The organism is Sphingomonas echinoides ATCC 14820 (genome assembly GCF_000241465.1).
GTDB classification, from domain to species: domain Bacteria; phylum Pseudomonadota; class Alphaproteobacteria; order Sphingomonadales; family Sphingomonadaceae; genus Sphingomonas; species Sphingomonas echinoides.
The window spans coordinates 2,557,191-2,570,075 of sequence record NZ_JH584235.1 but is presented as its reverse complement, the minus strand read 5'-3'; the positions used below and the strand labels follow the sequence as shown (position 1 = coordinate 2,570,075).

Genomic DNA, 12,885 nt, shown 5'->3' with positions numbered 1-12,885 from the left:
TATGAATAACACACGCTTTCGGTGTAGCGGGATCTAGTCCATGCGTTCCTATCCCTTCGATCCGGCCGATCGGCCGCAGCGCGCGGACGATGCGCTCGAACTGACCGGCGGTATGCCGCCGCCCGAACGCCCTGCGCCGCGCGGTGACCCGCTCGATGGCGATGAGGACGCGTATGGCGCAGAGGGATATGCGGCCGACCTGTCGACGATACAGCGGCCCAGCCGGCTGCGCTGGGTCATGCGCGGGATCGCGGCGCTGATCGTATTGTTCGTGTTCGCGGTCGGCTGGCTTGCGGTGACGGCACCTTTGTCGAAATCGCTGCAACCGCCGACCCCGCCGAGCATCACGCTGCTCGCCGATGACGGCACGCCGATCGCGCGGCGCGGTGCGATTCTGGGCGCGCCGGTCGATGCCGCCAAGCTGCCCAAAAACGTGACCAACGCCTTCCTCGCAATCGAGGATCGGCGCTTCCGCACGCATTGGGGGATCGATCCGCGCGGCATCACCCGCGCCTTCTTCCACAACATCACCTCCAAGGGGCGCGATCAGGGCGGCAGCACGATCACGCAGCAGCTCGCCAAGAACGCCTTTCTCGATTCGGATCGCACCGCCGCGCGCAAAATCCGCGAAGTGATGATCGCCTTCTGGCTGGAGGCGTGGCTGACCAAGGACCAGATCCTGTCGCGCTATCTGTCCAACGTCTATTTCGGCGACAACGTTTATGGCCTGCGCGCCGCCGCGCGGCATTATTTCGGGCGGACGCCGGAAAATCTGTCGATCGGCCAGGCGGCGATGCTGGCCGGGCTGGTCAAGGCCCCGTCCAAGCTCGCCCCCACCATCAATTTGAAGGGCGCGCGCGATCGAGCCGCCCTGGTCGTCGCGGCGATGGTCGATGCCGGTTTCCTCGATAAAGCCGACGCCGCTGAAGTCCGTCCAGCGCGACCGATTGCCGATCATACCCAGGTGCTGCCCAACGGCACCTATTTCGCCGATTGGGTGCTGCCCGAGGCGCGCGACCGGGCGGGCGAGATCGCGACCGAGACGACCGTGCAGACCACGCTCGACCGCCGCCTGCAACGCGCCGCCGAACATGCAGTGCGGCGTGCGGGCTTGCGCCAGGCACAAGTCGCCTTGGTCGCGATGCGCCCCGATGGCCGCGTCGTCGCGATGGTCGGCGGCAAATCCTATGCCGACAGCCCGTTCAACCGCGCGACGCAGGCCCAGCGCCAGCCGGGCTCCGCCTTCAAGCTGTTCGTCTATCTGGCCGCCATGCGCCACGGCATGACGCCGGATTCGGTGATCGACGACAAGCCCGTCACCATCGCCAATTGGTCGCCCAAGAACGCCGATGGCCGCTATCTCGGGCCGATTACGCTGCGCCAGGCGTTTGCGCGCTCGTCCAACGTAGCGGCGGCACGGATCACCCAACAAGTCGGCGTCGCCAATGTCATCCAGGCGGCGCGCGATCTTGGCGTCACCTCGCCCATCCCCAATGAAGCGACGATCGCGCTCGGAACGTCGAGCATGTCGCTGCTCGAACTGACCTCGGCCTATGCCGCGATCCTGGCCGAGCGTTATCCGGTCCACGCGCACGGGCTAGAGGCCGCTCCGGCGGAGCACGGCATCATGGCTGCGCTGACCGATCGCACGCGCGCGCTCGACGGCACGATCCATGACGAGATGCTCGATTTGCTCTCCGCCTCGGCCGAAACCGGCACCGGGCGCGCCGCGGCTTTGTCGGTCAAAACCTATGGCAAGACCGGCACCACGCAGGACAGCCGCGATGCCTTGTTCGTCGGCTTCGCCAATGGCCTCGTGGTCGGCGTTTGGGTCGGCAATGACGACAACACCCCCAATGCCGGGCTTTCCGGTGGCGGCATTCCGGCGCGGGTGTGGCGCGACTTCATGCAGACCGCGCTTGGCGTCGGCCCCGCCGCCGCGCCCGAGCCGGTCGAAGAGGTCGATCCCGATGCGGGCAATTCGCTGGGCGACGCGCTCGAAAACTTCCTCGATCCCAGCACGATTCCGCCGGTCGAGGGTGAAATTCCGGGCGTCGGGCGGATCCGCTTGCGCAATGGTGAAATCGACTTCGCGCCCAGCCGCCCCGACCGGCGCGACCGCCGCCGCGACGCCCCCGAAGACCGCGCGCCGCGCCGCGACCAGAGCGATCCGAGCGACGGCCAATAGCGCCGGTTGACGCCGGGCAAACGCACCCGCATTGCTAGGCGATGCGCTTCTTCTCCGACAACGCCGCCCCCGTCCATCCAAGCGTCATGGCCGCCATGGCCGACGCCAATGTGCTCGACACCGCCTATGACGGCGACGGCTGGAGCAAACAGCTCGACGCGCGCTTTTCGGACCTGTTCGAAACCCCGGTGCGCGCCTTGTGGGTGCCCTCGGGCACCGCGGCCAATTGCCTCGCGCTCGCCGCTCTGTGCCCGCCCCACGGTGCGATCGTGTGCCACCGCGACGCGCATATCCAGAATGACGAAGCCGGCGCGCCCGAATTCTACACGCACGGCGCCAAATTGCTGCTGGCCGAGGGCGAGGGTGCCAAGCTGGCGCCCGAGACGATCGCCGCCGTGCTCGATGCGACGCGCAACGACGTGCACCAGGTGCAACCGCATGCCATCTCGATCACCAACGCCACCGAATATGGGCTGGTCTATTCCCCCAATGACGTCGCCGCGATTGGCCATCTCGCGCGCGAACGCGGGCTCGGCCTGCATATGGATGGCGCGCGCTTCGCCAATGCCGTCGCGCATCTCGGCTGCGCGCCCGCCGACGTGACATGGCGTGCCGGGGTCGATGCGTTGAGCTTCGGCTTCGTCAAGAATGGCGGGATGAGCGCCGAGGCGCTGATCTTCTTCAAGCCAGAGCTTGCCGCCGCGACGCTCTATCGCCGCAAGCGCGCCGGGCTCCTGCTGTCCAAGGGCCGCTATCTCGCCGCGCAACTGCTGGCGATGCTCGACGGCAATCTGTGGCTCGATCTGGCCCGGGGTGCCAATGCCGGGGCGGCCTTGCTGGCGCAGGCCGCAGGGGATCGCCTGGTCAATCCGGTCGAGGCGAACGAAGTGTTCCTGCGCGTCACCGCCGCCGAAGCCGAGAAACTGCGCGCGCTCGGTTTCGATTTCTATGATTGGGGTCCCGGCGAAGCGCGGCTGGTGATTTCGTGGAACCAGCGGCCCGAGGACATCCGCCCGCTGGCCGACGCGATCGCAACGCTTTGAGCGACGCGCCGCCCCCCAATTCCAGCCGCCTCGCGATCCTGATCCCCTTCGGCATCGTCACGCTGATCTGGGGATCGACCTGGCTGGTCATTCGCGGGCAATTGGGCGTGGTCCCGCCAAGCTGGTCGGTCACCTATCGCTTCCTCGTCGCGGGCCTCGTGATGCTCGGCTATGCCACGCTGCGGGGAGAACGCATCCGGCTCGATGGGCGCGGCTGGGGCTTTGCCGCCTTGCTCGGGCTGATGCAATTCTGCCTCAACTTCAACTTCGTCTATCGCGCCGAGGCGCATATCGCCTCCGGGCTGGTGGCGGTGGTGTTCGCGCTGATGCTGCTGCCCAACGCCTTGTTCGGGCGGATTTTCCTCGGCCAGCGGCTCGGGCGGCAATTGCTTGTCGGGGTCGGCGTGGCGATGATCGGGGTCACCTTGCTGTTCCTGCGCGAGATAAGGATCGATCCGCATGGCCCCGGCGAAGTGCTGACCGGGATCGGCTTCACCACGCTTGCCATCTTCTCCGCCTCGACCGCCAATGTCATGCAGGGCACACGCACCGCGCGCGCCTATCCGATGATCCCGATGCTGGGCGTGGCGATGTTGCTCGGCGCAGGCTTCGATGCCACCTTTGCCTGGGTGACGACCGGGCCACCGGTGATCGAGCCGACTTTGCCCTATCTCGCCGCCACGCTCTATCTCGGCGTGTTCGCCTCGGCGATCGCCTTCCCGCTCTATTTCGGCGTGATCCGCGTGATCGGCCCGGCCAAGGCGGCCTATTCGGGCGTGCTCGTCCCCGTCATCGCCATGTGCCTGTCGACGCTGTTCGAGGGCTATCGCTGGTCGCCGCTCACCGGCGCGGGCGCGGCCTTGGTGATCGGCGGGCTCATCATCGCGCTGAGGGCGCGCAGACCCGCGCGGTAATCGGGGTAAAGCGGGGTCCAGCCGAGCACGCGCTTGGCCTTGCCGTTCGCCACCCGCCGATTCTCGGCATAGAAACCGCGCGCCATCGGCGACAGCGCGTCGAGGGACACGATCGACGGAGGGACCATGCCCAGCATCCGCGCTGCATATTCCACCACCGCATTCTGGCTCGCCGGGCAATCGTCGGCGATATTGTAGGCGCCCGCCGGGGCATCGAACCCGGCGATCACGCCGCTCACGATGTCATCGACATGGGCGCGGCTGAACACCTGCCCGGGCGCGATGACGCGGTGTGCGCTCCCACTGGCGACACGATCGAGCGGAGAGCGGCCGGGGCCATAGATGCCGGGCAAGCGAAACACGCGCGCGCCGCGCGCCTGCCAGGCGGCATCGGCCTCGGCGCGCGCGTTGCGTCGACCATGGCCGATCGGTGCGGATTCATCGACCCAGGCACCGCAGGTATCGCCATAGACCCCGGTCGAGGAGAGATAGCCGAGCCAGGAGCGCGTCGCCGCCAGCGCCTCGCCATAGCGCGTCAGCACCGGGTCAACCTCGCCCGCAGGCGGAACCGAAGACAGGATATGCGTCGCCACGCCGAGTTCCAGCGCAACCGCCGCGGCATCCTCGAAGCGAATCGTGCCGTCGCGCCCATCGCGCGTGGTGCCCACCACCACCCCGCCCGCGCCCCGCACCCGCGCCGCCAGCGCTTGTGCGGTATAGCCAAGCCCGAAGATCAGCAGCCGCACATCACTTCGCCCCATAGCCATTGTACAGCAACCCGAAAAAATCGCCCTTGTTCCAGCGCGGCCGCGCATCGCCATCGGCAATCGCGCGCGCGATCGCATAATTGGCATCGACGAAGCGGATCCCCTGCGCCCAGTCGATCGGCTGCGACAGGTCATCGGCGGGCTGGTGATAGCGATGCGCGAAGAACTCCGCCGTCGCCGCTTTGCCCGGCCCCTTCTGCCCCGGCCACAGGAACACCGAGGGCACGCCCTGCTGGACGAAGCGATAATGATCGGAGCGCACGAAAATGCCCTGCGCCGGATCGGGATCGGGCGACATCGTCACCCCCAAGGTTCCCACCGCCTGCGCCACGATCGGCCCCAGCGTCGATCGATCCGCCCCGAACACCGTCATGTCTTCAAAGGCATAAGACAGGATCGGCATGTCGAGATTGACGTCGGCGACGATGCTGGAGATCGGCACGGTCGGATGCTTGGCGAAATACTCCGATCCGACCAGCCCCTTCTCCTCCGCCGTCACCGCCAGGAACAGGATCGAGCGGCGCGGGCGCTTGCCCGAGGCCTTGAAGCGTTTCGCCTCCTCGATCAGCGAGGCGATGCCGACGGCATTGTCCTCCGCGCCATTATAGATCGTGTCGCCCTTCGCATCGGGCCGCCCGACGCCGAGATGGTCGAGATGCGCCGACAGCACGACCACCTCTTTGGCGAGCTTGGGGTCGCTGCCCGGCAGCATCCCGGCGACATTGCCGCTGCTCATTGGCTCGAACGCGGTCTTCAGCGATACCGCCATGCTGACCCCCAGCCGCTCCGCGCGGAAGACGGCCTCGCGGTCGGCCGCGCTTTTGACGATGTCGCTCCACGGCGTCGCCCCGCCCGCGAACAGCTTGGCCGCCCCGGTCGCGCTCAGCGTCGCCAGCACCGGCGCACCGACGGTCTCGCCCGTGCCATTCGCGCGCGCCCAGGTCGTGCGCGGCCGGTCGAAGCCCGCCCCGCTCCCCGGCAAGGGGCCCCGCGTCAGCACCACCACGCCGACCGCGCCATGCTGCGCCGCGATCACCGCCTTGGTCGCCACGCTCTGGAAATGCGCGCGTTCCTCGCTTTGGAAACTGTTCGGCGCGCCCGCGAACAGCGCGACGATCTTGCCGCGCACATCGACCCCGGCATAATCGTCGCGGCGATAATTGGGCGCGACCAGCCCATAACCGACGAACACCACCGGCGCATCGAGCGCGGTCTGCGCGGCACTCGCCACCGCGCCCGGCACATAGTCCTCGCCAAAGACCAGCGTGCGCGGGCCAGCGCCCGCACCGGTCAGCACGACATCGCCCTTGTCGGCAGCGCGATAGGTGACCAGCGGCACTTTCTGGATATAGCTGCCCGCATCCCCCGCCGGCTTCAGCCCGGCGGCAAAGAATTGCGCGGCGACATATTCGGCGGCGATCCTATATTCGGCGCTGCCCGCCTCGCGCCCGCGCAGCGCGTCGGAGGCAAGGAACAGGACGTGCGCCTTCATCGCCGCCTGATCGTCGGGCAGCGGTGCCTCCTGCGCAAACCCCGCGCTTGCGCTTGCCAGCGCGATCAAGCCCGCCATCCAGATCTTCATCGTCATCCTTTCCAGTCTCGCCCCGCTACCACAGCGATTCGGGCGCGCAAATCGGGCGATTTCGGTGGCACCACACCGCCACGAGTCCTACATCTCGGGGAATGCTCGACATCCAGACCAGCTCCGCCCAGCCGACGGCTACACCGCATGTAACGCGCCGCGAGGATTATACCGCACCCGACTGGCTGGTGCCCGAGATCGCGCTGGACTTCGCGCTCGATCCCGCCGCCACCCGCGTGAAGGCCACTCTGCACGTGCAGCGCAGCGATGCGCATGACCGGCCCTTGCGGCTCGACGGGGCCGGGCAGACGCTGCTGTCGGTCAGCGTCGACGGGGTCGCGGTCAATGACTGGACGATCGAGGGCGAAACGCTGGTGCTGCCGCTCACGGGCTCGGCGCATGTCGTCGAAACCGAAGTCGAGATCGCGCCCGAGCGCAACACGCAGTTGATGGGGCTGTACGCCTCGGGCGGCAACCTCTGCACGCAGTGCGAGGCCGAGGGTTTCCGCCGCATCACCTATTTCCCCGACCGGCCCGACGTGCTCAGCCGCTATCAGGTGCGGATGACCGCGGACAAGGCCCGCTATCCGGTGCTGCTCGCCAATGGCGACCCGATCGCCGCGGGCGACTTGCCCGACGGGCGGCATTGGGCCGAGTGGCGCGATCCCTTCCCCAAGCCGTGCTATTTGTTCGCGCTGGTGGCGGGCGATCTCGCGGTCAATCGCGGCAGCTTCACCACCATGTCGGGGCGCGAAGTCGCGCTCGGCATCTGGGTGCGCGCCGCCGACGTGCCGCGCACCGACCATGCGCTCGCCGCGCTCAAAGCCGCGATGGCGTGGGATGAGCAGACCTATGGCCGCGAATATGATCTCGACGTGTTCAACATCGTCGCGGTCGACGATTTCAACTTCGGCGCGATGGAGAATAAGGGGCTGAACATCTTCAACAGCCGCTACATCCTCGCCGACCCCGACACCGCGACCGATTACGATTATGACGGCATCGCCGCCGTCGTCGCGCACGAATATTTCCACAATTGGTCGGGCAACCGCGTCACCTGCCGCGACTGGTTCCAATTATCGTTGAAAGAAGGCTTCACCGTCTATCGCGACCAATGCTTCTCGGCCGATCAGGGCTCGGCGGCGGTCAAACGGATCGAGGATGTGCGGGGCCTGCGCGCGGCGCAATTCCCCGAGGATGCCGGGCCGCTCGCCCACCCGATCCGCCCCGATTCCTATCAGGAAATCTCCAACTTCTACACCGCCACCATCTATAACAAGGGCGCCGAGATCATCCGGATGCTGGCGACGATGCTGGGGGCGCAGGCCTTCCGCGCCGGCACCGACCTGTATTTCGATCGCTTCGATGGCACCGCTGCCACCTGCGAGGATTTCGTCGCCTCGCTCGAAGACGCGAGCGGCACCGACCTGACGCAGTTCCGCCGCTGGTATTCGCAGGCGGGCACGCCGCGCATCACCGCGTCGCTGCTGCATCATAAAGGCTCAGGCCGCGCCGAACTGGTGCTGGCGCAGAACACGCCCCCGACGCCGGGCCAGACCGTCAAGCAACCGGTCGTGCTGCCACTGCGGATAAAATTGTTCGGGGCCGACAGCGCACAGCCCTATGCGCCCGAGCAGACCGTGCTGCTGACCGAGGCGGAACACCGTATCGTGTTCGAGGATGTGCGCGAACGCCCGATCCTGTCGATCAATCGCGGCTTCTCGGCCCCGGCGATCCTCGAAACCGATCGCAGCGCCGCCGATCTCGCCTTCCTCGCCGCGCAGGATGACGATCCCTTCGCGCGCTATGAGGCGTTGCAGCAACTTATGCTCGACACGCTGGTGGAAAGTGCCGGTGGTGCCCGCGTCGATCACGCAGCCGTGATCGCGGCGATTGGCGGCACGCTCGCCAACCCGCAGCTCGACCGCGCGTTCGTCGCAGAAGCCGTGCTGCTGCCGTCGGAAAGCTTCATCGGCGACCAGATGGCGGTGGTCGATCCCGAGGCGATCTTCCGCGCGCGCGAAACGCTGCGCCGCGATATCGGGCGTGCGCTCGAAGCGTCCTGGCGCGCGGCCTATGATGGCGCGCGCGCCACCACCACCGGTTATGTCTATTCGCCCGAGGCCAAGGGGCTGCGGCGCCTCAAATCGGTGGCCTTGGGCTATATTGCGGCATCGGGTGCGGCCGATGCGGGAGCGCTTGCGTTCGCGCAATTCGAAGCCGCCGACAACATGACCGACCGGCAAAGCGCCTTGACCACATTGGTCGCGGGCGATTCGGCGCAGCGCACGCCTGCGCTCGACATCTTCTACAATCGCTACAGCGACAATGCGCTGGTGCTCGACAAATGGTTCTCGGTGCAGGCGATGGCCCCGCGCGACGATACCGGCGCGGTGGTCGCCGAACTCGCGCAGCACCGCGACTTCACGCTGTCCAACCCCAATCGCGCACGCGCGCTGATCGGTGCCTTCGGGGTCAACCAGCGCGCGTTCAACGCTGCCGACGGATCGGGCTACCGCTTCCTCGCCGACCAGTTGATCGCGCTCGATCGCTTGAACCCGCAGACCGCCGCCAAGCTGATTCCACCGCTCGGCCGCTGGAAGCGATTCGACAGCAACCGCGCCGCGCTGATGCGCGCCGAGCTCGAACGGATCGTGGCGGTGCCGGGCTTATCGAAGGATATGGCGGAGCAAGCGTCGCGCAGCCTGGACGGTTGAGGCGCGCGCACGCACCCGCTGCCCCTCACTCGTCCTCGGCGAGCGCCGCCGCCAGGGCGGTGCGGACCGCCAGCACAGCATCGCGCGCCCCGCTATCGATCGCTTGGCTGCGCGGCAGGACGGGCTTGCTCTCGGCCAACAACGCCTTTTGCACGCCGCGAATCGTATAGCCGTCCTGCTCCAGCATCGCGGCGATGCGGCGGACCAGCGCCACATCCTCGGGGCGGTAATAGCGACGGTTGCCAGCGCGTTGGAGCGGCCGCAGCTGTGGGAAACGGGTTTCCCAATAACGCAGAATATGCTGCGGCAGCCCGGTTTCCCGCGACAATTCGCCAATCGTGCGATACGCGCCCGCCGCTTTGCCGCCCGACTCCGCTGCTGCAGGAGCGTCGGCGTTCGCGGGCGGGACCGCCACGGTCAGCGTCAGTCAGCGTCGACGATGCGATCGCGCATCATCTGGCTGGCGCGAAAGGTGAGGACACGGCGCGGCGCGATCGGCACTTCGATGCCGGTCTTGGGATTTCGACCGACGCGCTCGCCCTTGTCGCGCAGCACGAAGGTGCCAAAGCCCGAAATCTTGACGTTGTCGCCCTTGGCCAGCGCACCGCACATATGGCCAAGAATCTGCTCGACCAGCTTGGACGAATCCGCCCGCGACAGGCCAACACTATTGTGAAGCGCCTCGGCCAGATCGGCCCGGGTCAACGTTCCTACTGATGCCATTCCTTTTCCCTCCCCGTAGAATGGTAGAGAACCGACCTAACACACAGAAGTGGTTGACTGAAAGTACTAGTTAGTTCCTCGTAACAAGGGATTAGAAGCGAATGACGGCGGCACCCCAGGTGAAGCCGCCCCCCATCGCTTCCAGCACGATCAAATCGCCATGCTTGATCCGTCCGTCCTTGACCGCCGTGTCGAGCGCCAGCGGAACCGAGGCGGCCGAGGTGTTGGCATGCTGGTCGACCGTGACGACGACTTTGTCGGGCGACAGATTGAGCTTGCGCGCAGTCGCATCAAGGATGCGGGCATTGGCCTGATGCGGCACCAGCCAGTCGACATCGCCCGCCGAAAGCCCGGCCACGGCCAGCGTCTCGGTCATCACCGAAGCGAGATTGACGACGGCGTGGCGAAACACCTCGCGCCCCTTCATCCTCACCTTGCCGACGGTGCCGGTGGTCGAAGGGCCGCCATCGACATACAGCAGTTCGTTATGGCGGCCATCGGCGTGCAGCCGCACCGCCAGGATTCCGCGTGCGCCGGTGTCCTGCGCCTCCAGCACAACCGCGCCCGCGCCATCGCCGAACAGCACGCACGTCGCGCGGTCTTCCCAGTCGAGGATCCGGCTGAAGGTCTCCGCACCGATCACCAGCGCGCGCTTGGCGGCACCGCTGCGCAACATGGCGTCGGCAACCTGGAGCGCGTAGAGAAAGCCCGAACAGACGGCAGCGACATCGAAGGCGACGCAATCATCGATGCCGAGCATCGCCTGCACCTTGGTCGCGCTGGCCGGGAAGGTCTGGTCCGGGGTGGCCGTGGCCAGCACGATCAAATCGATGTCCTGCGCCGAAAGGCCGGCCGAGCCCAGCGCCGCGCGGCACGCATCGGCGGCGAGCGTGGCGGTGGTTTCATCAGGGCCGGCAATGTGGCGGAAACGGATGCCGGTGCGCTCGACGATCCATTCGTCCGACGTATCGACGGTTTCGGCAAGCTCGGCATTGGACACACGCCGCGTCGGCAGCGCCGATCCGGTGCCGATAATCACGCTGTGCATCATGCCGCCTTTTTCTCGAAATCGCCGAGATCTTCCGCGATTCGCCGCGTCAGATCATCGCGCACCATCTTTGCCGCCGCCGCAATCGCAGTCGCCACGCCGACTTCATTGGCACCGCCGTGGCTTTTGACGACCAGCCCGTTAAGCCCCAGAAAAACGGCACCATTGTGGTTATTCGGGTCGAGATGATGGCGCAGCAATTCGGTTGCGGGCCGCGAGATGAGGAAACCGATCTTCGAGCGGACCGAGGAACGGAACGCGCGCTTCAGCAGATCCGCGACGAAACGCGCAGTGCCCTCCGCCGTTTTCAGCGCGATATTGCCCGAAAAACCATCGCACACGATCACGTCGACATCGCCGCGCGACAATTTGTCGCCTTCGATGAAGCCGGTAAATTCCAGTGGAAGATGCGCGGCGGCGCGCAGCGCGGTGGCGGCATCACGAATCGTCTCGGTGCCCTTCTGGTCCTCGCTGCCGATGTTGAGCAGCGCGACTCGCGGGCGGGCGAGATCCAGCGTGGTGCGCGCATAGGCCGCGCCCATCACCGCAAACTGGATAAGGTTGCGCGAATCGCATTCGGTATTGGCACCGAGATCGAGCACGACCGTGTCATTGTCGCCCAGCGACGGCATCAGCCCGGCCAGTGCCGGGCGGTCGATCCCTGGGATCATGCGCAGCGACAGCTTCGACATCGCCATCAGCGCGCCGGTATTGCCCGCCGACACGCACGCGGCGGCGCGACCCTGCTTCACCATGTCGATCGCGATGCCCATCGACGTCGTCTTGGCGCGGCGAATCGCCTGGCTCGGCTTGTCGCTCGAACCGACAACGCCGGGCGCGTGGACGATTTCGGAATGGGCGGTGAGATTGGGGTGATTTTTTAGCCCATCATGGATCGCCGCCTCATCCCCGACCAGGATGAAACGCATATCCTCAAACCGGCGACGCGCACGCGCCACCCCGGCGAGCATCACCGCCAGCCCTTCGTCGCCACCCATCGCATCGATCGCGATCCGGGAGCTGTTCGTCACGCTTGCCGCCCCCTGTTCACTGTCCGAGCGTTGCGTCAGGTCAGCCTTCGACCGAAACGATCTCACGACCGTTATAATGGCCGCACGACGGGCACAGATTGTGGGGACGCTTCAGTTCGCCGCAATTCGGGCATTCCTGGAACGACGCGACGGTCAGCGAATCGTGCGAACGACGCATGCCGCGCTTGGACGGCGTGGTTTTTCTTTTGGGGACGGCCATTTCGGCGAAACCTTATGCTTGTCTGACAGGTGCGATACGCCCGGTTCGGGCTCTCCGCAACCAACGCCTGAGGTTGGCCGCGCAAGCGGCACCGATGCCAGACAAATCGCGAAGATGGCGGCCTATAGCGATTCTGCGCGGCGTTGCAAGCTCAGGGAATGAATGCCAAGGCCGCATCACCCGGTTTACCGGACTTTCTGGGGGAGAAGAACGATGAGTTCGATCATGTTGCCGATCACAGTGATGACAGCAGGTGCCGCCGCCCTGCTCAATTTGTGGCTCGCCATGCGCACCGGTTCGATCCGTAAAGCGGCCAAAATCGACATCGGGGATGGCGGCAACGCCCAACTGATTCGCCGGATGCGCGCCCATGCCAATTTCGTCGAATATACGCCCTTTATCGTGATCCTGATCGGCCTGATCGAATTCACTACCGGCACATCATTGTGGCTGTGGGCGGTGAGCGGCGTATTCCTGCTCGGCCGAGTCGGCCATGCGCTTGGCATGGACGGGCTGCCTGGCGGACGGATGGCCGGGACCATCATCACCTTCCTGCTGCTGCTCGGCCTGGGCGGCTATGCGGTGGTGCTGCCCTATCTGCCACACGCAGCAACCAGCGTGACCGCCCCGAGCGCGGTCCGCGCGGGCTGAG

General features: G+C 66.3%; 12 protein-coding genes. 5 read left to right on the top strand and 7 right to left on the bottom strand.

Features of this window, described 5'->3' with window-relative positions:
- The first annotated feature begins 40 nt into the window (after positions 1-40).
- The 3 genes from ON00_RS12095 to ON00_RS12085 are packed head-to-tail and all read left to right on the top strand — an operon-like array spanning position 41 to position 4,145.
- Positions 41-2,188: a transglycosylase domain-containing protein gene (locus tag ON00_RS12095; RefSeq protein ID WP_010406065.1), complete on the top strand. Its 2,148-nt coding sequence runs from the start codon at positions 41-43 to the stop codon at positions 2,186-2,188.
- A 41-nt stretch (positions 2,189-2,229) separates the two neighbouring features.
- Positions 2,230-3,231, top strand: coding sequence for a threonine aldolase family protein (locus ON00_RS12090; protein WP_010406063.1), 1,002 nt, complete (start codon positions 2,230-2,232; stop codon positions 3,229-3,231).
- Complete coding sequence (locus ON00_RS12085) at positions 3,228-4,145, top strand: DMT family transporter (RefSeq protein WP_010406061.1); 918 nt, start codon at positions 3,228-3,230, stop codon at positions 4,143-4,145. Before ON00_RS12090 ends, ON00_RS12085 begins: the two co-directional genes overlap by 4 nt.
- On the opposite strand, the gene ON00_RS12080 is transcribed toward ON00_RS12085, so the two are convergent.
- Positions 4,055-4,891 (bottom strand): Rossmann-fold NAD(P)-binding domain-containing protein, encoded by an 837-nt coding sequence (locus ON00_RS12080; protein WP_010406059.1) that lies wholly within the window; start codon positions 4,889-4,891, stop codon positions 4,055-4,057. The two genes, ON00_RS12085 and ON00_RS12080, sit on opposite strands and share 91 nt — an antisense overlap.
- Before the next feature lies 1 nt (position 4,892).
- Entirely contained in the window at positions 4,893-6,500 is a 1,608-nt protein-coding gene (locus ON00_RS12075; RefSeq protein WP_010406057.1) for a M28 family metallopeptidase, read from the bottom strand.
- 95 nt (positions 6,501-6,595) lie between these two features.
- Here ON00_RS12075 and pepN point away from each other — a divergent pair, with 95 nt between their 5' ends.
- Positions 6,596-9,211 (top strand): aminopeptidase N, encoded by a 2,616-nt coding sequence (gene pepN, locus ON00_RS12070; protein WP_010406055.1) that lies wholly within the window; start codon positions 6,596-6,598, stop codon positions 9,209-9,211.
- A gap of 25 nt (positions 9,212-9,236) precedes the next feature.
- On the opposite strand, the gene ON00_RS12065 is transcribed toward pepN, so the two are convergent.
- The 5 genes from ON00_RS12065 to rpmF form a co-directional block, all read right to left on the bottom strand.
- Positions 9,237-9,626 carry a MerR family transcriptional regulator gene (locus tag ON00_RS12065; protein WP_010406051.1) on the bottom strand — a complete coding sequence of 130 codons (390 nt, stop codon included), beginning with the start codon at positions 9,624-9,626 and terminating at the stop codon, positions 9,237-9,239.
- Positions 9,627-9,634: 8 nt separating this feature from the next.
- Complete coding sequence (locus ON00_RS12060) at positions 9,635-9,934, bottom strand: integration host factor subunit alpha (RefSeq protein ID WP_029622769.1); 300 nt, start codon at positions 9,932-9,934, stop codon at positions 9,635-9,637.
- Between the two features lie 91 nt (positions 9,935-10,025).
- On the bottom strand, positions 10,026-10,985 hold the full coding sequence (locus tag ON00_RS12055) for a beta-ketoacyl-ACP synthase III (RefSeq protein ID WP_010406049.1): 960 nt from the start codon (positions 10,983-10,985) through the stop codon (positions 10,026-10,028).
- Positions 10,982-12,013: a phosphate acyltransferase PlsX gene (plsX, locus tag ON00_RS12050; protein ID WP_010406048.1), complete on the bottom strand. Its 1,032-nt coding sequence runs from the start codon at positions 12,011-12,013 to the stop codon at positions 10,982-10,984. Before plsX ends, ON00_RS12055 begins: the two co-directional genes overlap by 4 nt.
- Positions 12,014-12,053: 40 nt before the next feature.
- Positions 12,054-12,233: a 50S ribosomal protein L32 gene (gene rpmF / locus ON00_RS12045; protein WP_010406047.1), complete on the bottom strand. Its 180-nt coding sequence runs from the start codon at positions 12,231-12,233 to the stop codon at positions 12,054-12,056.
- Positions 12,234-12,446: 213 nt separating this feature from the next.
- Here rpmF and ON00_RS12040 point away from each other — a divergent pair, with 213 nt between their 5' ends.
- Positions 12,447-12,884 carry an MAPEG family protein gene (locus tag ON00_RS12040; protein WP_010406046.1) on the top strand — a complete coding sequence of 146 codons (438 nt, stop codon included), beginning with the start codon at positions 12,447-12,449 and terminating at the stop codon, positions 12,882-12,884.
- Position 12,885: the final 1 nt, after the last annotated feature.

Bases quoted from the DNA above. Each gene is read 5' to 3' on its own strand.
- ON00_RS12075 (WP_010406057.1), bottom strand. From the start codon at position 6,500: ATGACGATGAAGATCTGGATGGCGGGCTTGATCGCGCTGGCAAGCGCA.
- pepN (WP_010406055.1), top strand. From the start codon at position 6,596: ATGCTCGACATCCAGACCAGCTCCGCCCAGCCGACGGCTACACCGCAT.
- ON00_RS12040 (WP_010406046.1), top strand. From the start codon at position 12,447: ATGAGTTCGATCATGTTGCCGATCACAGTGATGACAGCAGGTGCCGCC.
- ON00_RS12055 (WP_010406049.1), bottom strand. From the start codon at position 10,985: ATGATGCACAGCGTGATTATCGGCACCGGATCGGCGCTGCCGACGCGG.
- ON00_RS12060 (WP_029622769.1), bottom strand. From the start codon at position 9,934: ATGGCATCAGTAGGAACGTTGACCCGGGCCGATCTGGCCGAGGCGCTT.
- ON00_RS12090 (WP_010406063.1), top strand. From the start codon at position 2,230: ATGCGCTTCTTCTCCGACAACGCCGCCCCCGTCCATCCAAGCGTCATG.
- rpmF (WP_010406047.1), bottom strand. From the start codon at position 12,233: ATGGCCGTCCCCAAAAGAAAAACCACGCCGTCCAAGCGCGGCATGCGT.
- ON00_RS12095 (WP_010406065.1), top strand. From the start codon at position 41: ATGCGTTCCTATCCCTTCGATCCGGCCGATCGGCCGCAGCGCGCGGAC.